18 protein-coding genes and 1 tRNA gene are annotated in these 22,864 nt (G+C 37.9%); 8 read left to right on the forward strand and 11 right to left on the reverse strand.

What is annotated here, in order from left to right; genetic code table 11:
- Window positions 1–6: 6 nt before the first annotated feature.
- Entirely contained in the window at window positions 7–660 is a 654-nt protein-coding gene (locus tag FRX97_RS01635; protein WP_147012705.1) for a MarC family protein, read from the forward strand.
- Between the two features lie 9 nt (window positions 661–669).
- Window positions 670–1,503, forward strand: coding sequence for a universal stress protein (locus FRX97_RS01640; protein ID WP_147012707.1), 834 nt, complete (start codon window positions 670–672; stop codon window positions 1,501–1,503).
- On the opposite strand, the gene FRX97_RS01645 is transcribed toward FRX97_RS01640, so the two are convergent.
- A complete protein-coding gene (locus tag FRX97_RS01645) occupies window positions 1,479–2,858 on the reverse strand; it encodes an adenylate/guanylate cyclase domain-containing protein (RefSeq protein ID WP_147012709.1) in 1,380 nt (459 codons plus the stop codon). The two genes, FRX97_RS01640 and FRX97_RS01645, sit on opposite strands and share 25 nt — an antisense overlap.
- 103 nt (window positions 2,859–2,961) lie before the next feature.
- Window positions 2,962–3,474 (reverse strand): ferritin, encoded by a 513-nt coding sequence (locus tag FRX97_RS01650; RefSeq protein ID WP_147012711.1) that lies wholly within the window; start codon window positions 3,472–3,474, stop codon window positions 2,962–2,964.
- 97 nt (window positions 3,475–3,571) lie between these two features.
- Between FRX97_RS01650 and rnr the strand changes: the two genes are divergently transcribed.
- Window positions 3,572–5,713, forward strand: coding sequence for a ribonuclease R (gene rnr, locus FRX97_RS01655; RefSeq protein WP_147012713.1), 2,142 nt, complete (start codon window positions 3,572–3,574; stop codon window positions 5,711–5,713).
- Between the two features lie 4 nt (window positions 5,714–5,717).
- Here the strand turns inward: rnr and FRX97_RS01660 are convergent, their stop codons facing one another.
- Window positions 5,718–6,473 carry a LytR/AlgR family response regulator transcription factor gene (locus FRX97_RS01660; RefSeq protein ID WP_147012715.1) on the reverse strand — a complete coding sequence of 252 codons (756 nt, stop codon included), beginning with the start codon at window positions 6,471–6,473 and terminating at the stop codon, window positions 5,718–5,720.
- A gap of 133 nt (window positions 6,474–6,606) precedes the next feature.
- Window positions 6,607–8,301, reverse strand: coding sequence for a toxin-antitoxin system YwqK family antitoxin (locus FRX97_RS01665; protein WP_147012717.1), 1,695 nt, complete (start codon window positions 8,299–8,301; stop codon window positions 6,607–6,609).
- A 259-nt stretch (window positions 8,302–8,560) separates the two neighbouring features.
- On the opposite strand from FRX97_RS01665, the gene rpiB reads away from it, so the two are divergent.
- Both rpiB and FRX97_RS01675 read left to right on the forward strand, forming a co-directional pair.
- A complete protein-coding gene (rpiB, locus tag FRX97_RS01670) occupies window positions 8,561–8,983 on the forward strand; it encodes a ribose 5-phosphate isomerase B (protein ID WP_147012719.1) in 423 nt (140 codons plus the stop codon).
- Entirely contained in the window at window positions 8,980–10,497 is a 1,518-nt protein-coding gene (locus FRX97_RS01675; RefSeq protein WP_147012721.1) for a M28 family peptidase, read from the forward strand. Before rpiB ends, FRX97_RS01675 begins: the two co-directional genes overlap by 4 nt.
- Here FRX97_RS01675 and FRX97_RS01680 read toward each other — a convergent pair.
- Genes FRX97_RS01680 through FRX97_RS01710 form a run of 7 tightly spaced genes read right to left on the reverse strand, consistent with a single transcriptional unit; the run spans window position 10,494 to window position 20,590 of the window.
- The gene (locus FRX97_RS01680) at window positions 10,494–11,675 is read right to left on the reverse strand and encodes a TlpA disulfide reductase family protein (protein WP_147012723.1); all 1,182 of its coding nucleotides are present in this window, start codon (window positions 11,673–11,675) and stop codon (window positions 10,494–10,496) included. The two genes, FRX97_RS01675 and FRX97_RS01680, sit on opposite strands and share 4 nt — an antisense overlap.
- Entirely contained in the window at window positions 11,675–13,198 is a 1,524-nt protein-coding gene (gene amaB, locus FRX97_RS01685) for an L-piperidine-6-carboxylate dehydrogenase (RefSeq protein WP_147012725.1), read from the reverse strand. The genes FRX97_RS01680 and amaB overlap by 1 nt, the downstream gene beginning before the upstream one ends.
- A complete protein-coding gene (locus tag FRX97_RS01690; protein WP_147012727.1) occupies window positions 13,191–14,063 on the reverse strand; it encodes a class I SAM-dependent methyltransferase in 873 nt (290 codons plus the stop codon). Before FRX97_RS01690 ends, amaB begins: the two co-directional genes overlap by 8 nt.
- A gap of 13 nt (window positions 14,064–14,076) precedes the next feature.
- Window positions 14,077–15,942: a tRNA uridine-5-carboxymethylaminomethyl(34) synthesis enzyme MnmG gene (gene mnmG, locus FRX97_RS01695; RefSeq protein WP_147012729.1), complete on the reverse strand. Its 1,866-nt coding sequence runs from the start codon at window positions 15,940–15,942 to the stop codon at window positions 14,077–14,079.
- Window positions 15,939–16,364, reverse strand: coding sequence for an rRNA maturation RNase YbeY (gene ybeY / locus FRX97_RS01700; protein WP_147012731.1), 426 nt, complete (start codon window positions 16,362–16,364; stop codon window positions 15,939–15,941). The genes mnmG and ybeY overlap by 4 nt, the downstream gene beginning before the upstream one ends.
- The gene (locus FRX97_RS01705; protein WP_147012733.1) at window positions 16,361–19,705 is read right to left on the reverse strand and encodes a DUF4175 family protein; all 3,345 of its coding nucleotides are present in this window, start codon (window positions 19,703–19,705) and stop codon (window positions 16,361–16,363) included. The genes ybeY and FRX97_RS01705 overlap by 4 nt, the downstream gene beginning before the upstream one ends.
- A 3-nt stretch (window positions 19,706–19,708) precedes the next feature.
- On the reverse strand, window positions 19,709–20,590 hold the full coding sequence (locus FRX97_RS01710; protein ID WP_147012735.1) for a class I SAM-dependent methyltransferase: 882 nt from the start codon (window positions 20,588–20,590) through the stop codon (window positions 19,709–19,711).
- Between the two features lie 50 nt (window positions 20,591–20,640).
- On the opposite strand from FRX97_RS01710, the gene gltX reads away from it, so the two are divergent.
- The 3 genes from gltX (at window position 20,641) to FRX97_RS01725 (ending at window position 22,627) form a co-directional block, all read left to right on the forward strand.
- Complete coding sequence (gene gltX / locus FRX97_RS01715) at window positions 20,641–22,164, forward strand: glutamate--tRNA ligase (protein ID WP_147012737.1); 1,524 nt, start codon at window positions 20,641–20,643, stop codon at window positions 22,162–22,164.
- The gene (folB, locus tag FRX97_RS01720; RefSeq protein ID WP_147012739.1) at window positions 22,165–22,521 is read left to right on the forward strand and encodes a dihydroneopterin aldolase; all 357 of its coding nucleotides are present in this window, start codon (window positions 22,165–22,167) and stop codon (window positions 22,519–22,521) included.
- 35 nt (window positions 22,522–22,556) lie between these two features.
- Window positions 22,557–22,627, forward strand: a tRNA-Cys gene (locus FRX97_RS01725).
- Window positions 22,628–22,864 lie beyond the last annotated feature (237 nt).

The following is a 22,864-nucleotide window of genomic DNA, read 5'->3' on the forward strand; positions in this document are numbered from 1 at the left end:
AGAAATATGAATTTCAATAGTGTAGATTTCAGTTTATTCCTATCCCTAATTGCAGGTTTGTTTTCGGTGGTTAACCCATTTGGAACTATGCCAGTATTTATGGCTTTAACGGGTAGAGAAACACCCGCTTCGAGATCTCAAATTGCTTTAAAAGCCGCTATTTACTTCTGCTTAATCCTACTCGTATCCTTTTTTACTGGGGTTTATATTCTAAAGTTTTTTGGAATTACCGTTGATGCCCTTCGTATTGCAGGGGGAATTATCATATTTAATTCAGGAACCTCTCTATTAAAAGGCGAATTCGAAAAAAACCGAAGTATAGATAGCAAACTAAAAAAAGAAGCTTTAGAAAAAGAAGATATAACCCTTACACCATTAGCAATTCCTATGCTAGCTGGTCCGGGGTCTATTTCATATTTAATTGGTATAAATGAAGAGTACCACAGCGCTGCTCAATATGTTATCGTTGCGGGAGTTATTGTACTTACTGCAGCCCTAACCTATTTTATCCTACGTATATCACCAAAGATTATAGCATTTCTCGGGGAAGCTGGATTTAAATCTTTGTCCAGAATCATGGGGTTTATTGTTATGAGTATTGGCGTACAGTATGTTATTGGTGGTATTTCTTCTGTATATTTGGCTTTAATCAACGCTTAACCTATAATAATGTCTAGAAGAAAACTACTTGTCGCTACTGATTTTACCAAGGTTGCAGAATGTGCCATAAACCATGCCGCCTATACGGCTAAAGCAACTAATTCTGAGGTTTGGCTAATTCATATTATATCAGACGAATCTGAGCGCTCAGAAGCAGAACGTAAGCTAGAAGACGAGATTAAGCTTGTTAAAGAAATTAGTAAGGATTTAGTAGTGGAAACGGTTGTAAGAGCCGGATCTATATTCGAGGACATAAAAGGCTTTGCTGAAGAAATTCATGCAAGTTTAATTTTCATGGGTACCCATGGAATGAAGGGGATGCAGTTTATTACTGGATCTAACGCACTAAAGGTGGTTAAAGAATCTCAGGTACCGTTTATTGTTGTTCAAGAAAAACTAATGAAAGAAGGCGGGTACGACGATATTATAGTGCCTGTTACCCTAGATTCTGCTACCAAGCAGAAGTTCGCTTACGCCGCAGCTTTGGGCTCTTATTTTGGGGCTACCATACATTTAATAACAGCATACGAGCCAGATGAAGACTATGGCCACAGAGTAAAGCTTAACCTTAAATATGCTAGTAAATACTTTAGCGAAAGAGAGGTTAAACACACCATTACGCACGGTAAACACTCTGGTGGAAAATTTGCCGACGAAATTGCAGAATTGGGTAGAGAAAAAAATGCGGATTTAATTACCATAATGAACCTTTCGGAACTGGGAATTTTTAATCGCCTGGGTTCTCAACTGGAACAAAGGGTAATTACAAATGCAGAGAAAATTCCCGTATTGGTTGTAAATCCTAAAGACAGTACAGTTTATAGTGGAGTTTTTGCAGGATAATTGTTATTCTGTAATCGATCTCTAATTTCTCGCAGATGGCGCTCCTTACCAGGTAGCGCCTTTTTTTTGGCATACGGCGTGTGATAATAGTGCTCATTAAAAAACCAAACCTGGATTTTATCCCACTGCTGATGGTCAGCAATATCTCCCCTTTCGTTTAGTTCCCGGTACAAGGTGTCGGAAATATTGTGAAACTTGGGGTTTCCGAGATAAAACAAATCGGCATCGCAAATTATTTGCTCCAATTTATTCTTTGGTGTTTGCGGCACGCGAGTGGCGAGAATGAGCTTTTTAATAACTGCAATTTGCTCCTCGGTATAGCCGTATTTAGGAAGCATTTCAGAAGCCAATTTAGCTCCCAGCTCTTCATTGTCTTTATACTTCCATATAAATCCTGCATCGTGGAAAATAGCAGCGGTTTTGATTAAAAAAACCTCTTCGCCTCTTACTCCCTCCTTTATAGCTATTTTCTCGGCGGCATTTGCTACGTATTTAGTGTGGTGGATACCGTGGTAATACAAGTTCTCTGGTAGGTTCTTTTCCAAGAACTTCATAACATCTCGCTCCATCTCAAAAAAGCGAAACCTACCGTAGAATTTCATTTTTACATGCTCCCAAAATCGAGGATTTGGTTTACCACTTTTATACCTAAGCTCCTTTTTAATGGCCTTAACATAATACATGTTGACAGGACCCTTTCGCTTAGTTTCAATTAATCCCCTTTCCTCAACTTCGAAAAAAGGTGCTATGTGTTTATAAGTATGCTCTGTGATATTAATTTTTCCGGCTTCGCATGTTTCTTGCATGCGGAAAGCAACATTTACCGTATCTCCCCAAACATCGAATGCATGCCTAAATTTTCCAATAATTCCGGCAACTGCTTCCCCAGTATTTACACCAATTTTTAGCTCAATATAGTCCTCGTTATTACTTTTAAATCTTTCCTCTAACTCCAATATCCAGTTTTGAATCTCTAGTGCGGCAAGTATGGCCCTAACAGGATGATCCTTTCTTCGAGTGGGGCATCCAGCAACCCCCATGTAACTATCCCCAATGGTTTTTACTCGCTCTACGTTGTATCGCGAGGATATCTCATCGAATTTGGAGTAATACTTATTTAAAATCTCCACCAACTCCTGAGGTCGGTAGGTTTCTGAAATTTGGGTGAAGTTTTTTATGTCGGTAAAAACTACGGAAATCGAGCTATAGTGCTTGGCCTTAGGCCTCTGGCCGTTAAGTATTTCATCGGCCATTTCATCGGGAAGGAAGTCATAGATTAACTTAATGGCTCTGTTTTTTCTGTCGCTATCGACATCCAAAACATCTACCAACCAATTTCTAATTTTGTTAATCATTTTGCTTGCCACTTGCCCCTATTCTATTGAGATAAACCCAACAATATAGTAAAAAGCCCGGTTCGCTATAAACCGGGCTACAATTTTAGGATTAAACTATAAGTTATGCTCCTGTATTCGCTTCGCTTTCTACAGAAAGCCCACTAATATCTCTGTCGAACATATATAGACCGCTCTTGTCGCCGTCTAACAATCTCAATTTATCCAAAATGGTTCGTGCTAAAGCCTCTTCCTCTAGCTGCTCATTAACGTACCACTGCAAAAAGTTGTGGGTGGTGTAGTCGTTTTCTTGCAAACACAAATGAACAATTTTGTTAATCTCGTTAGTCACTTTGGTTTCGTGCTCGAAAAGTTTTTTGAAAACTTCCTCTAACGAATTAAAGCTTGCTTCGGGTTTATCTAAGGCAGGAACAATAGCCTTTCCTCCACGCTCATTGATGAATTTTACCAGTTTTAACATATGCATACGCTCTTCATCGGAATGTGCGTATAAAAACTTGGAGGTTCCGTCATAACCATTAACTTCGGCCCAACATGCCATGGCTAAATACACCTGAGATGAAGATGCCTCAGTTCTAATTTGCTCATTCAACGCTTCTTCAATCTTTTTATTCATGGTATTTTACTTTTCTATTTTAACTTTTTACTAAGGTAACATCTTTACAGACCGTTTGATTTATCTTGGTCCTAATTTAAATCCAGTCTAACCATACATGGCAAAAAAAGAATCCCTATCCGACCAAAAAATTAACGAATTTCTCGAAAAGGGAATTAAACAGCTTTTTAAATATCACTCCCATCAGAGTTTTAATTACAAGCAGATAGCCTCAAGATTAGAAATTAGAGACAAACTTACCCGAGAACGCGTTATAAAAATTCTAAAAACCCTGGTGGAAAAGGAATTTCTTGTTGACAATGGAAGGGGAAGGTTTAAACTAAACCCAGAGAAAAGCAACTTTGTTGGAAAAATAGAAATTACCAAAAAGGGTAGTGGTTACTTTATTATGGAAGATGGTAAAGACCTCTTTATCTCTGCTAGAAATACCGGAACCGCATTCGATGGTGATATTGTTAAAGTAAAATCAGCCTCAAAAAGAGGAAGGAGTGAGTACTTTGTAACTGAAATCGTAGAAAGAAACCGCAAAATTTTTACTGGTATTGTACACCTCAACGATAAATTCGCCTTTGTTGAGCCAGATGACCCAAAAATAAATGCAGACTTCTTTGTTCCCGAGGGGGCAATGCCATCAAAAATCGAGGATGGACAAAAAGTTGTTTTGGAGTTTTTGGAGTGGAAAAATCCAGATAAAAACCCAGTCGGTAAAATAATCCAAGTACTGGGCTTTCCAGGGGATAATGAAGCTGAAATTCACGCGGTTATTGCGACCTATAATCTTCCGACTAAATTCCCCAAAAAAGTAGTAGAAGAGGCGAATCAGCTATATAAACAAGATCATAAAAAGGAATATAAAAATAGGAGGGATTACCGAGATGTAACCACCTTTACGATAGATCCTCATGATGCCAAAGATTTTGATGACGCCTTATCGGTAAAATATTTGGAAAATGGATGCTACGAAATTGGTGTTCATATCGCAGATGTTACCCATTTCCTACAACCCGATACTGCCTTAGATAAAGAAGCCATCAAAAGGGCTACTTCGGTTTATTTGGTGGACCGAGTTATACCAATGCTTCCAGAAGTTTTATCTAACGATTTATGCTCGTTAAGGCCCGAGGAAGATCGATTTGCGTTCTCCGCAATCTTTACCCTAAACGATGAGGCCAAAGTGTTAGATAAGTGGTTTGGTAAAACTGTTATCCATTCTAATAGACGTTTTGCTTACGAGGAGGCTCAAGAAATAATTGAAGGAAAATCTGGCGACCTTGACAAAGAAATCCTTCTACTAGACGGATTAGCCAAAAAATTAAGAGAAAAGCGCCTTAAAAATGGGGCTATCGAATTCGGCGGAGAGGAAGTGAAATTTGTGTTAGACAAAAATGCAAAGCCGAAAGAGGTTGTGGTAAAATCTAGCAAAGATGCCAACAAGCTTATAGAAGAATTTATGCTTTTGGCCAATAGAAAGGTTGCCGAAGAAATTGGTAAAAAAGAAGGAAAAGCCAAGACTTTTGTATACCGTGTACACGATAAACCCGACGAGGATAAATTAGCCAGTTTAAAGAGCTTTTTAAGCTATTTTGGACTCAAGCTACAGCACGTTAAGGGAAAAGCCGCTGCATTCGCTTTAAATCGTCTTTTAAAGTCCGTAGAAGGCAAATCATACGAAGGCATTGTTAAAAATCTCGCCATTCGATCCATGGCAAAAGCTGAATACAGCACCGAAAATATTGGTCACTACGGATTAGCTTTTGAACATTACACCCACTTTACATCCCCCATCAGAAGATATCCCGATGTAATGGTTCATCGGTTATTACAACATTATTTAGCTGGGGGCAAAAGTGCTTATGAAAAAGAGTTTGCCCTGTTATGCCGCCACTGCAGCAACCAAGAAAAAAATGCAACCGAAGCCGAAAGGGCCTCCATTAAATACATGCAAGTTTTATTTATGGTTGAGCATGTAGGGGAGGAGTTCGACGGGGTAGTTACGGGAATTACCCCTTGGGGCTTTTTCGTTGAGCTTGAAAAAACTAAATGCGAAGGTCTGGTCAGTTTAGACAACATGGACGACGATCATTATCATTTCGATGACAGGAAACACAAACTAGTCGGAAAACGTTACGGCCGCGAAATCCACTTTGGAGATCGTGTTTTAGTTAAGGTTCTCAATGCCGATATAATTGAGAAAAAACTGGATTTTTCCCTAGTAGATGTCTACGAAAACTTTGATTAATCCCTTACAAAAACTGTAGTCTTGCTTGGAGATCCTCTCGGTAGGATCCACCAATAGGAACTACTTTGTCGCTATTTTGTATTCCAACCTCACTGTAATCTACATAGGCAATATGCTCCCTGTTGACGATAAAAGATCTATGTACCCTAATGAACTTGGATTTTGGAAGTTTTCGCTCTAAATCCTTCATAGTACTGTGAATGGTATACCTTTTCTCTGCAGTGTTAATTACCACATAATCCTTAAGCGCCTCAACAAAAATAATATCTGAATGGGCGACTTTTCTATGTTGCGATTTATGCTTAATGAAGAAAGAATCTCCTCCATTCATCATTGTGGAAAGATCAAGATATAACTGAGATTTTAGCTCTAAGTCGCTTAACTTAGATACTAAGGCTTCACTTACAGCAATTGCTGCTTCCAATTCAGATTGTTTACCCGGCTTGCACAGATAGCTTTCTGGTGAATTTTCTTTTATCCAAAGCAATTTAGCAGAATCAATGGGCGGTGAACATAAGGCAATAACTGCAGGCCGTTTGCTTGGAAACAGTTCGATTAAAAGATCCGAAAGTGGTTGTTCTAACTCTATACGTGGATCAAAAAAAATCAAGTCTGGATTCTTAGACTTCAACAAATCGCTGAAATCTTCTCCTGAATGCACCATGGCACTTACCTGATGTCCAAGCTTTTTTAGATTTAGCTCAAGGTCTTTAGCAGGTATAGGTTCTAAGTCTGCGATTAATACATTTAATCCTGACATAATTGATATTTGAGGGATTTGTAAATGTAGTGATTAAAGAGGGCGTAACCCAATAATTATCACTATTAGATTTTAAGCGCGAAAGTGAATATTCCCTCACTAGCAATCAATTATTTTATACGAGTGCAGATTTTTATTCGACGTACTCGTCTATATTCTTAAATGGAACTCCGTTTACAGATTTCAGCTCATCCATTTCGTAACGCAGCTTGTAGCGTTCCATGCCATCTTCGAAATACCAGATAAATTCCCCATTTTTTATTCCAGCCTTGTATTGTTTTATCATAAAGGGTACGTCCTTTTTATGATAATAAACATGATAACCATCTGGGGCTCCGTCTCTAAATTTTCCTTTGAACATTAAACTCTCTGGCTCAATCTCGTAATGGTAGTATTCCCAAACTCCATCCTTGAGCCCATCGCGGTATTTTCCTTTTTCCACATGGTCTCCTCCAGAATAATACCAAGTTCCATCCTTTAAGCCCTCTACATATTTTCCTTCTGCTACAACGTAATTATACTGGTCGTATTCAAGGTAATCTCCGTCTTCCTTTCCATTCACAAAATGCATTATACAACGGGTTTTACCGTCTTTAAAATACCAAATCCACTCGCCATCGAGTTTATCGTTTTTCCAAAATCCTTCCTGTTCCAATTCACCGGTTTCGAAATAGTATTTCCAGGCACCGTTTTTTAATCCTACATTAAAATTTCCGGTTGATTTCAACTTCCCATTTTTCCAATAGAATTTCCAAAGGCCTATCTTCCTTCCCAGTTCGTCGGTATTGCCTTCCGCATATAAAGTGTCATTTATAAAAATCTGAGAAAGAATAACATTTCCATCCTCATCAAAAGTCTTGGTAAATCCTTGTTTTCTGGATCCCTGTTTCGTTTCTATACGCTTAATTTTTCCGCTTGGATAATAGTATTTGTCCTGCTCAATAACATCCAATGAGGTTTCATTATCCACTAGCTCACCGTTACTATAATCGTAGATGTTTAAAAGTTTACCATTCTCATCGTACTCCTTAAAAATACCCTCACGCTTACCATTTTGGTAGGATCCCTCCAACTTTTTAACCTCATTGGGATGAAATTCTATCCATAAACCAGTTTTTTCGCCCTCAGCGTTGAATCGATTTATGGCCTCTCGATTAATTACAGCGTCTTTCTCGTACCTTATTAACCAAATAGCCCTTCCATCCTCCTTTGCGTATATACGTGCCTCTCCGTCCTTTAAATTGCCTTTATAAGGGGTTTTCTGCTTTAGTTTACCATCTGGAAAATAGTTAAGGCGTATTCCATGGATGCTGTCATTCTTATACTCGGTTACCTGGGTTAGTGCACCAGAAGCATTAAAATCCCTTGTTTTACCGTTTTTTCGCCCGTCCTCGTAGGTAATTTCCTTTATTTTCTTTCCTTCCTCATCGTAAAATTTCCAAATTCCGCTAAGCTGAAAATCAACTCGATTGCCCTCGGACTTTATATTGCCATTTTCGTGGTATGTTTTCCAATATCCGTTGGGTTTACCTTGCTCGGAAAATCCCTCGCTGGCCAAATTTCCGTTGTCGTAATAAATTTTGTTGTAGCCATCTGATTTAATTCCAGATTGAGCTTGCAAACAAGGATTATTAACACCTATTATAGAACCAATTAAAAAAAAGAAAAAAATTAAATCCTTTTTAGGTGTATTCATTATGCTGTTAAAACGGTTAATAATTTTACTAAGGTACGTTTGGATTTTTTTATTCAGAGCTTTTTTAAAAAGTTTTACACGGTTTATCCATAGCTTAACTCTTTTGTTTTCAGTATAATCTCCTTTTTTCAATAGTCTGTCGGTTTAATTCAATGTGGATTTTTAATGAGGCATAGTTGATCATCTTCCATTGGATAACCCTGCCTATAAATTGCTCATTTTTTGCCTTTGAATTTTCATTGCTTTTATGCAGTATTCAATAAAGCTGTTAATAGTGAAATGGTTTCCATTTGTTTTTGACCATGTATTAAGTGTCTATTAACAGGATATTAATTGAATTGTTAATTCTAACTTGCAGCATTAATTAAACGACCTAATTTTTTTAATAAGCATGTTAATTATAGGAAATGATCATGCAGGTACGGGACTTAAAAACCTACTTGTAGATTGGGCTAGAGAACAAAATGTGGAAGTTATCAACCATGGAACTGATGGTGTTGATAGCGTTGATTATCCCGATTTCGCTAAAGCTGTTTGTAAGGATCTAAATACTAAGAATGGTCTTGGTGTTTTGATTTGTGGTTCTGGAAATGGAATTGCAATGACTGCAAATAAGTTTAAACACATTAGGGCTGCTATCTGCTGGAATACAGAATTAGCTTCGTTGGCGCGTCAGCACAATAATGCAAATGTATTGGTTCTTCCAGCAAGGTTTGTTTCAGAAGCGGAGGGATTGGAAATTTTAAAAGCCTTTTTAAGTGCAGAGTTTGAAGGTGGAAGACATGAAAGAAGGGTAAATAAAATCATAGAATGAAAAAGTTTTTAATCGTATTGTTAGCGGCTGCTCCTGGCTTTTTAGTCGGTCAGAAGAGTATTAAGGAATTCTATGCTAAAGATATCAATGCTTTAAGCTTAAAGGAGCATTTGGAAATTCTTGCATCGGATTCTCTAGAAGGTAGAGAAACAGGTATGGAGGGGCAACGAATGGCTGCCGATTATATCCAACGTTATTTCGAAGAGATTTCGTTAAAACCGGGAAATGGTAACTCCTATTTTCAATATTTTGATATTGATTTATTAAAACCTGCTACGGTAACTTTAAACGTGGCAGATACCGTGTCTTTGAATTTCCCAGATGAAATTTTTTACCTAGGAAATGTGGCAGATCAGGAGATAGATTTCAAGGAATTGGTCTTTTGTGGCTACGGGATAGAAGATAGCTTGGTAAAAGATTATGATGGCCTGGATGTAGAAGGTAAAGTGGTACTGATTCTAAACGGAGAACCCAAAAATGAGCAAGGTAATTTTGTTCTTACCGGCAATGCTAGGAATAGTAAATGGGGTAGGTCACCTGTTAGTAAAATCCAACTTGCAAGAGAAAAAGGAGCTAAAGCTATTGTGGAATACAATGCTAATCTAGGTTCGGTTGCAGCATTGTACAAAAGATATCTGATGCGAACCAGGGTTAGTTTAAGTAAAGAAATCACAGAGGTTGAAGCCCCGTATATTATAGTTGGAGATACCCTTGAAGGCCTGCTTAGCGGTAAGAGTATAGTGTCATTGAATAATGGCGATGTAATTGATCTTAGTGGAGGTATTTCTTTTGTAAATAATTCTACTAAGGGTCAAAGTAGTAATGTGCTAGGGGTTATTGAGGGTAGTGAGTATCCAGATCAGTTCCTTGTAATTACCGCTCATTATGATCACATCGGTAAAAACGATAGTTTGGTTTTTAACGGTGCAGATGACGATGGATCAGGAACGGTTACCGTAATGGAATTAGCTGAGTCTTTTCAAAAGGCTGCTTATGATGGATATAAACCAAAAAGATCTATCCTTTTTATGTTAGTAAGTGGGGAAGAGAAAGGATTACTCGGGTCTGAATACTTCACGGATAACCCTACAATGGACTTAGGAAATGTAATTGCTAATCTTAACATCGATATGGTGGGAAGAGTAGATAAAGAACATGAGAATAATCCTGACTACGTTTATGTTATTGGGTCAGAGATGCTTAGTTCTGAGCTTAAGACAATTAGTGAAAAGCAAAATAAGAAGTTTGGAAAGCTTGAATTGAATTATCGATATGATGATCCAAATGACCCAAATAGGTTTTATTACAGATCAGATCACTATAATTTTGCAAAGAATAATATTCCTGTAATTTTCTATTTCAACGGTACCCATGAGGATTACCACAAGGCCACAGATACCGTTGAAAAGATCAATTTTGATAAAATGGCTAAAATCGGCCGGTTAATTTTCCATACTGCATGGGAATTAGCGAATAGAGACGAATTGTTGCCATTAGATATGTTAAAAGATTAAGATTCTTGGAGGATTTTATCCAGTAAAAGGGTAAAATCCTCTTTAAATTTCACATAATAACTTCCCGTTCCAGGTCCATAAAATCCCGTATGGACCTTTTTTATTTTATGGTTCTTATCCATAATAATGGTGGTAGGAAAGCTCTTTATTTCATCTATAAATAATAAGGTGTCTGATGCCAATTGTTTTGAAGCTTTTCCTCCAAATAAAATGGGGTAGGAGATACCAGAAGATTTTTTGAGCTTCTCAATCTGTTTCTTGTAGTAACTAAATTGATTTTTGCTCTCGAAGCTTATTCCTATAATTTTTAGTGGTTTGTTCTTGTATTGTTGTTGTATTTCAGAGAGGAATTGGGTTTCATCTAAGCAATTGGGACACCATGAGCCAAGAATTTGGATGATTACCGCTGTATCCGTAGCACTGTTTCTGTTAAACTTATAGGTGGTTGAATCTAGGTTTAGGAAGGCGAATTCTACCTCGTTAGTAACCTTTGTAATGGAATCAGGATGTTGTAATATAGGTCGTTCTGATTTGTACCCGGTAAAGGGTTCTTTCCAGTGTGTACCAGAGTAAAACATACCTTTAATTGAATCACCAATAAATTCGCCTGTGAAAAGAAAAGCGTGAGATCCATCAAGGGTGTTAAGTGTAAACTTGTTGTTAATGATTTTTCCTTGAAGAAATCTGTAATCTCCAGTTTCCGTAGCGAAAGATCCAGCTATGTTAGTATCCGAAATTGAAAAGAGACCAATTGCTGGGTATTCATCTGAAGTATTAGGAGAAAATTGTATTTGATATTTTACCGTATCCTGGTTATCAACTTCATTCTCATAGGTCCAATTTGGAATTAGTGAAACGGGTATACTGTAATCTTTCTTGTAATACTTTTTCCAAAATCCTTTGTAACCATTTTCATATGCAATCAATTCAAATCCGGAATCAAAAACTGAAAAATTAGCTATTAGGGAGTCTCCGTTTTGGTCAATAGGAAGCGATATTAACTCTAAACCATTGTAAATCAATAGTTTACCATTTGAAATTTCAGAATTTATAAGTAATGGTTTATTACCTAAATCCATTTTGAGCGTGTACTTACCAGATGTACTTTTTAAATTTTCTGTGCTATTAGTAGTACATGAAGTTATGATAAGTAGCAGGACAAGTATTCTGTAAATCATTATATATCAAATTTAATACCTTGGGCCAAGGGTAGTTCGTTGGAGTAATTAATGGTGTTAGTTTGTCTTCTCATGTATCCTTTCCAAGCATCGGATCCAGATTCTCTTCCACCGCCTGTTTCTTTTTCTCCACCAAATGCGCCTCCAATTTCAGCACCGGAGGTTCCTATGTTGATGTTTGCAATTCCGCAGTCACTTCCTTTATGAGATAGGAAATATTCGCTCTCCTGCAGATCTGTAGTGAATAGGGCAGAACTCAATCCTTGTGGAACATCATTTTGGATATGAATAGCTTCATCTAGGGTCTTATACTTTATTACGTACAAGATAGGTGCAAATACCTCTTGTTTAGTTAATGGATTGTCTTTTTCAACAGCATAAACTCCAGGATGTACATAGCAATGAGAAGAATTGCCGTCTATTGTTATACTTTTTCCTTCTACAATTACCTCGTGTTTAGTTTCTTTAATTTTTGCGATAGTGTCATTGAATTGTTGTACTGCTTGTTCGTCAATTAGGGGTCCAATGTGATTGGATTCATCCAATGGACTGCCAATTTTTAAACCAGCGTATGCCTTTTTTAGTGCAGATATAAATTCATTGTAAATACCTTCATGCACTAACAAGCGTCTTGTACTTGTGCATCGTTGTCCGCATGTTCCTACTGCACCGAATACAGTTGCCATTATGGCTGATTTTAAATTAGCCTTGCTGGAAACTATGAGAGCGTTATTTCCGCCTAGTTCTAAAATGGTTTTACCAAATCGTTTAGCAACATCTGCTCCAACAGCTCTACCCATTGCTGTGCTTCCTGTGGCAGAAATTAGGTTTACATTATTATTCGATGTCAACCATTGGCCAACTTCTTTATCACCTGTAATTACACAGGATATTCCTTGAGGTAAATTGTTTGCTTCTAATACTCGGGAGAATAATTCTTGGCAAGCTAATGCTGTTATAGGTGTCTTTTCTGATGGTTTCCAAATACACACGTTACCGCAGACCCAGGCCAGAGCTGTGTTCCAACTCCATACAGCTACCGGGAAATTAAATGCGGATATTATACCAACTATTCCAAGAGGATGCCATTGCTCGTACATGCGGTGTAAGGGTCTTTCGGAGTGCATGGTAAGACCATATAATTGTCTGCTTAATCCAACCGCGAAATCACAGATATCGATCATCTCCTGTACTTCCCCTTTCCCTTCTTGAAATGATTTACCCATTTCGTATGAAACTAAGTAGCCTAAGTCATCTTTATATTCGCGGAGAAGATTACCGTATTGTCTTACTATCTCACCACGTTGTGGAGCAGTCATTTGTGACCATTGTTTTTGAGCAATGGATGCCTGTTCAATTACCGTATCAAATTGATCCTTGGTAGTGATGGAGACCTCAGCTATTTTTTTTCCGTCAACAGGTGAATATGAAGTTATTACTTGGTCAGAATTTAATGCTTCTTTACCTATCCAGGTGCCGGGGTTACTAGATTTGATTTTAAATGTAGAAAGTATTTTATCCATTTTTTTTGGCGATATAAATTATTGAAGAATGATTGGTTTTACCCTTTACATTGGAAATTAGTCCTATCATAAAAGCTCTAACTAATTGCAATGGTGTTGGTAAAGTGTTTTTATACTTTTCCGAAAGTAGGGAAACATAAAAGGAATCGAAAATCATTCCTTTGGTTTGTATTAATTCGAACTGATGCTTTTTAAGTAATTGTGACATCCCTTTTTTTGTGAAATGGTATAGATGCCTTGGCACATCTAGTGCCGCCCAATATTCCTTATAGTAGGATGCATCATAGCTATTGATATTTGGTACTGCAATTATTAATATACCGTCGTCCTTTAGTTTCGAATGGAAATGGTTTAGTGTTGTGTTTAATTGATGGACGTGTTCTAGCACGTGCCAAAGGGTTATTACGTTGTATTCCTTGGGTGGTAAATTTTGCAGTTCAGAAGGGGAGAGGCAGTTAACGCCTTTAGCACTGGCGTGAGTCTTTGCTACATCGGATGGTTCTATACCTGTAACTATATAATTATTTTCTTTACAGTATGCAAGGAATTCTCCTGTGCCTGCTCCATAGTCAAGAATATTTTTGCCAGACGTATGAGACTGAATCAAAGATAATTTAAGCTTCAGATTATACCTTCGGACCTTGTGGTATAGGCTATGTATTAAGCCTTTTTTCGTGTCGCTGTGAGAAATGTAATCTTCACTTTCGTAATATGGCCCTATCTCTGTTTCGCCTGGGGGGTTGCCGGTAAACCAATTATTGCATGATGGACAATGTGCCACCGTAAATTCTTTTTTGCTAATAGAATGATCTACAACCTTTTTGGTTTCTGTTACATTCTGAAAATCACAAATTGTACATTTCATGTTTCACGTGGAACTATCTGCCAAGATGCACTAGTAGTACGTTGATGTCCGAAGGACTAACGCCACTTATTCTGCTTGCTTGGGCTATAGTTTCTGGTTTTATTTGGGTTAGTTTCTCGCGTGCCTCTGTGCTTAAATTACCTAGTTTCTTGTAGTCAGTGGACTTGGGTATATTGATGTATTCTAGCCGGTTTAACTTGTCGGCAATAATACGCTCTCTCTCTAAATAACCTTTGTACTTGATTCTTATTTCTGTTGCTTCCTTTTGGATGGAATCAATTTCGTTTGCATTAATAAGGTTGTTTATTTCTTCACTTCCATTTATAATATCGTCAATTGTTATTTCTGGTCGTGTTATTACCTTTTCGGCTTTTACTTTTTGGGTAAGTACAGCGGTGTTCTTTTTCTTAAGGATAGGATTTATGTCTTCTGGGTTTAAAGAAGTTTTTTCTAGGCTTTTTTCTAATGTGCTTATGTTATTGTATTTTTTTTCAAACAGTCGGAAGTGGGTTTCTTCTATTAAACCTAAATCATAACCAATTGGGGTAAGTCTTTCGTCCGCGTTATCTTGTCTTAACAATAGTCTGTATTCACTTCGTGAGGTGAACATTCTATAAGGCTCCTTAGTTCCCTTGGTTACTAGATCGTCTATTAAGACTCCGATATAGGCTTGGTTTCGTTTTAATATAAATGGGTCTTTATCTTGTAATTTAAGTGCGGCATTAATGCCAGCCATTAATCCTTGGCATGCTGCTTCTTCGTATCCTGTAGTACCATTGATCTGTCCGGCAAAATATAGATTCGGTACGGCTTTTGTTTCAAGTGTGTTGTATAGTTGAGTAGGCTGGAAAAAATCGTATTCCACGGCATAGCCTGGTTTTAAGATTTTAGCATTCTCCATCCCGGGTATTTCCTTTAGTGCTTTGTATTGGATATGTTCTGGAAGGCTGGTGGAGAAGCCATTTAAATAGGTTTCCCAAGTTTTCAAACCTTCTGGCTCAACAAAGATTTGGTGTCTAGTTCGCTCTTTAAATCGGGTTATTTTGTCTTCTATTGATGGACAATATCTTGGTCCGCTTCCTTCTATTTCTCCTGAGAACATCGGGGAGTCAGCAAATCCTTCTTCTAATATTTCGTGAACCAATGGATTGGTGTACGTAATATAGCAGGGAACTTGTTTAAGTTTTTCTTGGTCTCGTCCTTTAAAGGAAAAGGTAAATTCTTCTGAGTCGCCATATTGGGCTTCTAGTACCGTGTAATCTATGCTTCTTCCATCTATTCTTGGTGGTGTTCCTGTCTTTAGTCTACCCGTTTCAAATCCGTGTGACTGTAAAGATTCGCTTAAACCAACGGCTGCATCTTCGCCCATTCTTCCACCTTTCTCTTTGGATTTTCCTGTATGCATTACAGCATTTAGGAATGTTCCGCTGGTTAGAATGATACTTCTCGCTTCTATTTGATCCCTGTTTGTTTCGATAACAAAAGAGTTGGTGGTTTTATTTATTCCGGTAACCATGGCCTGATAAAAATCTAGTCCCTGGATTTTTTCTAACTCGTATCTCCATTCAGTGGCGAAAATAAACCTGTCGTTCTGTGAACGTGGGCTCCACATTGCTGGGCCCTTGCTGCGGTTTAGCATTCGGTATTGGATAGCGGATCTATCGGTGACAATACCACTGAGGCCGCCTAATGCGTCTATTTCACGAACTATTTGACCTTTTGCAACACCTCCCATTGCGGGGTTACATGACATTTGACCTATGGTGTTCATGTTCATGGTAACTAGCAGGGTGGAACACCCTAATCGGGCGGCGGCTGCTGCGGCTTCATTGCCGGCGTGTCCGGCCCCAACTACTACTATGTCGTATTTTCTTTTCATTTCTGTTTCACGTGGAACATTTGTAAGGCGGCGTCTTCTTGCCTTCGCATTTCTTCTTTTTCTTTTGTTGTCTTGTCTTTATATCCCATAAGGTGTAGTACGCCGTGGATAATGACTCTTTTTATTTCTGTCTGAAATGGTTGGTTGTATCTTTTTGCGTTTTCCTTTATGGTTTCTAATCCTATGTATAACTCACCATGAAGGGTTTGGTCAATAACACTGTCAAACGTAATTATGTCTGTAGGGTAGTGGTGGTTTAGGAACTGAATATTTATTTCTTCAATGGACTTATCGCTGCAGGAAATAATATTTAAATCCCCCACTTCAAACCCCGCCTTTTCAACTACGTGGTTTACCCATTGCTGAATTCTTCGCTTATCACGAATTCTTATGCTGGTGTCGTTGTTGTAAAAGCTAATCATGGTGTTTTGTTTAGGTAGCTTCGGCTTTTTTCTAAATAGTATTCACGTAACTCTAATGGTAAGCTTTGTAATTGCTCAACATTTAATTTACGTTGCTCTAAATACTTCTGATATTCTGGATTTTCTTTTAAGTACTCCTCAGCTTTTTGCCCCTCACGTTTGTTGTCTAATTCCTGAGTGCGTTCTGCTTTTTCTTCTTCTAAAAGCTTGGTGATTATTTCTCGTTGTCTTAAAAGGGTCTCAGGATTAACTTGATTGTAATACAAGTCTTTTTCAACCTCTTCTAGCTCCTTTGCAAGTTCATTTAATTTATTTCCCGAACCTGATCCGTCCTTATTTAATTCCTTTGCTAATTCTCTTAATTGCTTTCTTAGCTGAGCTTGTTTTGCCGCCATCTCGATAAGCTCTTTGCTGTTATTGCCGCCTTGGTTTTTGCCCTGACCCTCCTTTTCTCCCTTTTGCTCGCCTTGGCCCTTTTTCATCATTTGCTCCATTTGCTTTGCAAATTGCTCTTGGGCCTTCCTCATTTTTTGTAAGGATGGCTTGCTGGAATTTCCCTGACTTGGTTTATTGCAGTTTGCCATTCCAGGATTGGCTTGTGCTTGTTGCTTTTCTAGCTGTTCTAATACCTCACTTAGTAAAAGGGCCAAGTTGTTTATTGCGGTAAGTGAATATCTCTGGTGCATTCGAGCTCTTGAGGTAACACGCTCCCCAAGTTCTGAAATGCTATTTGCCATTTCACGGTTAATGGTGTTTATCTCTTTTCTTACAACGGCTTCTATTTGAATTACTCGTTTAGCCAGGGCATTTAAACTGTCCTCAATAATTTTAAAATTTTCTATACTGTTAGCTTGTTCTACTGTTAGCTTGCCATAAATAGGGTCGGAGGTCGAAAGAGAGGCAAAGCCAGAATAAATTTCTTCCTGGTCTTCACTTAAATCCACTAGGTTCTCTAGAATTTGTTTTAGATCTTCTATGTTCTCCTGCTGCTGCTGTGCTTCAGAAGATGCCATACTTGATTCTATTTGCTGAGAAAGCTGTTCCATTTCTTCTTTTGCTTTCTGCTGCTTCTGGTTGGTGTTTTTTTTCTGTTTTGAGTTTTTGTTTTCTGGTGAAGAACCTTGTTCTTTTAAATCTTGTTCTATCTTGTTTAGATCTTCCCTAATTTCATTGGCCTTTTTCTCTTCCTTGGATAAGTCCATTTGCTTATTTAGATCCTTGGCTTCCTTGTTTAAATCATTAAGATCTTTCTTCAACTCGTCAAAGGTCTTATTGATTTCCTTTTGCTCATTTAACTCTTTATTTGCATTGTCCTCTTTGGCCAGATTTTCCTGTTGCTTAGCTAGTTTATCCAATTCGGAGGCTAATTGTTTTAACTTAAGGTCGTGAGCAAATTTTTTCATAAGCTCCAAGCTCCTATCCAATTCTTGCTTCTGGTTTTCGCTTAGTTGATTTAGCTCTTTGAGTTTTTCAAGCAGTTGATCTTGATCCATGTTTTGCATCAACTGTTGAATTTCATCCATGACCTTTTCCATTTCGGGGTCCATGGAGTTTTCCATTAGTTCATTCAATTGTTTCTGTTGCTCCGTAATGTTTTCGTTCTCACCGTTGAGTTTTTCTTGCAACTTTTCAGTTTGTTTGTTTTGCTGACTAAGTTGTTCTAGCTTTTTATTTAACTCCTGCTTTTTCTTAATTAATTGCTCTAACTGCTTTCTGTCGTTTAAGTCCGTTTGTTTTTTACTGAGCAGTTCTTTATTAAGCTTTTCGATTTCAGATGATATTTCCTGGTTCAGCTTAAGCAGTTCTTCAAGTTGGTTAGTGCTGTTTTCTAATCCTTTATTTCTATCTTCTAATAATTCCTTTTCAGTTTTAATTCTAAGCCCCTCAATCTCTGTTTTTGTTGCTTTAAATCCATTCGGAGCATCGTTGTCTCTTACCTCGAAATAATAGGTAATACTATCTCCAAGTGTTAACCCTAGATCCTCATCAGAAATTGATATGTAAAATGTTTGGTTGCTTAAATGTTTTTCGATTTGTATAGGTTTAATATTCCAGATATTTTGGTCTTTTTTCCTATAGAATAACTTCAGGTCCTTAAACCCATAATCATCTGCTATTTCCCCTACTAAGAAATATTGATCTTGCGTAATACCATTGGCTCTTAGATCTGCCTCTATTTTTGGGTGGGCATCTTTAATAATTTGAATGGTGTAAAGATTCGAATCAATAACAGAAACATGCTCATTTTGCCTGGAAATCCCATAATTAATAGTTTGGTTAGCCAACCAGGTCAACTCGAATAGTTGATCATTAGCGATAATGGTTGGTTTAGGCACTCCTATTAAACTTAAGGAGTCTGTATGGTTGGTTTTAATTCTCCAATTTACTCTTGTTCCTTGTGGAACAATCGCATCTCCCGACCCATCTATTATTTCCGATTTTTTACCCGTGTATGCTGGGTAAGTCAACTCCATAATGAATCCTGTTATGTTGGGTTGCGGAAGTACTTTAACCTCAACTTCTCCGAAGTTAAAACCATCTGCTTCTACGCTAAAACTAAAGTCCTTTCTAAGGTTAGAAAATGTTTTTTTGTATGACCATGCTCCCGAAGAGGGCACTACCTCTTTATACCCTACAAAGTTGATACTGATATCCGAGGGTTTTATACCACCTTCTATAACATTTATGGTAAATTCTAAATCTTCGCCCTCCAAAATATTAATGCTTTTATCAAAAGATAATTGGAAGGGTGCTGTAGGCTCAAATTCTTGATTGTACGAGATTAGTCGCTTAGCTGGATCTTTTACAAACTGTGGTTTAATAAGCCAAATACCTAGCATTATCGCAAGGGGGATTAAGGCATATTTCGCGTACTTTAAATTTTCGCTGAAATTTATGGAGGATAAAAAGGGTATAGGTTTAATTTCCTCGGCTTTTTGAGAAATCCCCGCTTGAATTAAGTGCCTAATCTCTATGCTTTCCTTCTGGCTTAATTCTTCAAGTTCCAGAACATTTACAAGCTTGTCGTTTACACTTGGGAAATGCTCTCCAATAATCTTTGCCGCTTCCTTGTGATTCAGTCCCTTTTTGATGTTTAATAGGTAGGCAAGTGGTATAATGAGGTATTTAACCTGAATAAGAAGTAATATGGCCAGGAAGCTGAAAAAAAGTACCATTCTAGCTTTCGAGGAAAATGCGCCGAAATATTCCAACGTAAGAACCAAAAGAAAAAGGATAACGGAAAGGCCTATAGAATACACCAACCCCTTTATTAGTTTGTTGGTGTTGTGTTTTCTAATGTACCTGTTTAGGTCGTTTATTAAAGCCTTGTATGCATCCATAGGTTATTGCGTAAAGCGGATTAAATCTCCCGTGGGTAACAGCGATTTAGATTGCGAAATTAAGCAGAGTTTCCCCACTTCAACATTGTTCTTACCCCGCAATTCAACAACTTGATTTTTAATATCCCCCACATTTACCCTTGGAGAGTAGGTGTTAAGAACGAAAAAATGCCTCTTGGGATTGAGTATTTTAACAGCATTTTCAATTAAATCCCCAATTTGATCTTCTATTTTCCACCTTTTTCCCTTGCCAGAAATTCCAAAAGCTGGAGGGTCCATTATAACCCCTTCGTATTTTCGTCCTCGTTTGGCTTCTTTTTCAATAAACTTAAGAGCATCTTCAAAGCACCATCTTATTCCTGATAACCCATTGATACTTTGGTTTTCATTCGCCCAGTTTATTACAGATTTGGATGAATCTACATGGATAACATCCGACCCATTATATTTTGCTACCATGCTACTGGCCCCTGTGTAGGCAAATAGATTTAAAACTTTTACTTGTTGGTTTTGGCTTTTGTTTTTCTTAATCCACTCCTCGACAAAATGCCAATTACTTCTTTGTTCTGGAAAAAGACCAAAATGTTTATAGGGTCCGGTTTTAATATTGGCCACCAAGGAATTAAAAAATTGAACTTTTAGTGGAAGCCTTTTATCGTTTTTATAATTCCATTTTCCTTTACCGGATTTAGTCTCTACGAATTCTGCATCTGCTAATTGATCCCATTTTATACTGGATAAATGTGGGTTTCCATGAGCATTTATATCCGGTCGAATTATTGTTATATCCCCCAATTGCTCCAGCCTCTTTCCCTTACCAAAGTCTATTAATTGGTAACCCTCCCAATTGTCTGAAATAAAATTACGAGGAGCTTTAGCAGGCATGGTCTTTTATAGCTTTTAATTAAGCGTATCTTCGCAGAAATTTTCCACAGATGGCAGACAAAGTTAGGGTAAGATTTGCACCAAGCCCAACCGGACCTTTACATATGGGTGGCGTAAGAACCGCATTGTATAATTATTTATTCGCCAAAAAGCATGGGGGTGATTTTATTCTACGCATAGAAGACACGGATCAAACCCGTTATGTGCCTGGTGCTGAAGACTATATAGTAGAAGCACTAAAATGGTCTGGAATTGCTCCAGACGAGGGGCAAGGGTTTGGAGGTAGCTTTGGACCTTACCGCCAAAGTGAAAGAAAAGATCTTTATTACCAATACGCACAGCAACTTGTAGACTCTGGGAATGCTTACTATGCATTTGATACAGCTGAAGAGCTGGAGGAAATGCGTGAGCGCTTAAAAAAGGCAAAGGTTGCAGCACCTCAATACAACGCCGTTACAAGAGGATCTATGAAAAACTCAGTCTCACTATCGGCTGAGGAAGTTGAGAAGAGATTAGAAAATGGCGATCCTTATGTAATTCGCCTTAAAGTTCCGCGCAACGAAGAGATTCGATTTTTTGACGAAATAAGAGGCTGGGTAGTTGTGCATAGCTCTAACCTAGACGACAAGGTGCTTTTTAAAAGCGATGGAATGCCTACCTATCACTTGGCAAATATTGTAGACGACCACCTAATGAAAATTACCCATGTAATTAGAGGGGAAGAGTGGTTGCCATCTGCTCCAACGCATATTTTGTTGTATAAGTTTTTGGAATGGGAAGCACCAAAAATGGCCCACCTTCCACTTATTTTAAAGCCCGATGGAAACGGTAAGCTTAGTAAAAGAGATGGAGATCGTTTAGGATTTCCGGTTTTCCCAATAGATTGGATAGACCCAATTAGTGGAGAAAAGTCTAGCGGATATAGAGAAAAGGGATATTACCCCGAAGCTTTTGTAAATATGCTTGCGTTTTTAGGTTGGAACCCTGGTACCGAACAAGAAATTTTCAGTTTGGCAGAACTGGTAGACGCATTCTCAATTGAAAGAGTAGGGAAGAGTGGTTCAAAATTTGACCCCGAGAAAACAAAGTGGTTTAATCAGCAATGGTTAAGAAAGCAGTCGGATGACAATTTAGTCACTGCTTTAAAGCCAATTCTAGAGAAAGAAAACTTGGATATTCCTTCCTATGAGTTTTTAAAAGGTTATGTGTCTTTAATGAAGGAGAGAGCACAGTTTCCAACTGATTTGCTTGAAGGAAAATACCTATTGACTGAGCCTCAAGAGTACGATGCGAAAACCATTAAGAAAAAGTGGAAAGAAAACACTCCTGAATTAATGGGGAAATTAGCGGAAGTATTGCGCGGCGTGGAAGATTTTTCCGCTGAAAATATAGAAACTGCTTTTAAGAAGTTTCTTGAAGACCAAAACGTAGGAATGGGTGCTGTCTTACCGAACTTTAGAGTATTGGTTACCGGAATGGGAATGGGGCCATCTATGTTTCAAATTTCTGAGTTGCTTGGAAAAGATCCGGTTCTAAAAAGAATTGAGGAAGGAATTACAAAATTGAGCAACTAAATGGTTGGCGAAATAAAGATCAATAACCTAGAAGTATTTGGTTTTCATGGCTGTATGGAGGAGGAATCCATTATTGGTACTCGCTTTACAGTTAATGCTACCATAAGGTATAATTTAGCAAAGGCGGCATTATCAGACGACTTGCAGCATGCGGTGGATTATGGACAGGTCTCCGAAATTATAAAGCGAGAAGTTAAGCAACGTAATAATTTGGTTGAAACCGTAATTGTTCGAATCGTAAACAAGTTAAAATCTGAAATTCAAGGAATTGAGTGGCTACGAGTTGAACTAACTAAGCATGCACCGCCAATAAATGCTAATGTTGAAAGTATTAGCTTAGTTTTAGAGAGCGATTAATTATTATAATTCATTATCTTCGCACTCGAAACAATGGTTTCGTGGCCGAGTGGCTAGGCAGAGGTCTGCAAAACCTTGTACGGCGGTTCGAATCCGCCCGAAACCTCAAGAAAAAACCCGCGATAATTCGCGGGTTTTTTTGTTTTAGGTAATTGTTGAGGGTTTACCTTCAATTCGAGATTATATTGTCAATACTATTGGTTCTAATTGCGCATATAAGGCGAGTTAATCCACCCGAAAAAAACCAATGCAAACTCCTAAGAATGGAGGCAAATGTTATTAGACCCGTTATGAAGTAAAAAAGCTGGTGCGGATCATTCCAAAAATCAAAGTCTAATCCTAC

Origin of the sequence: Luteibaculum oceani, assembly GCF_007995015.1 — a bacterium.
Taxonomy (GTDB): Bacteria; Bacteroidota; Bacteroidia; order Flavobacteriales_D; family Luteibaculaceae; genus Luteibaculum; species Luteibaculum oceani.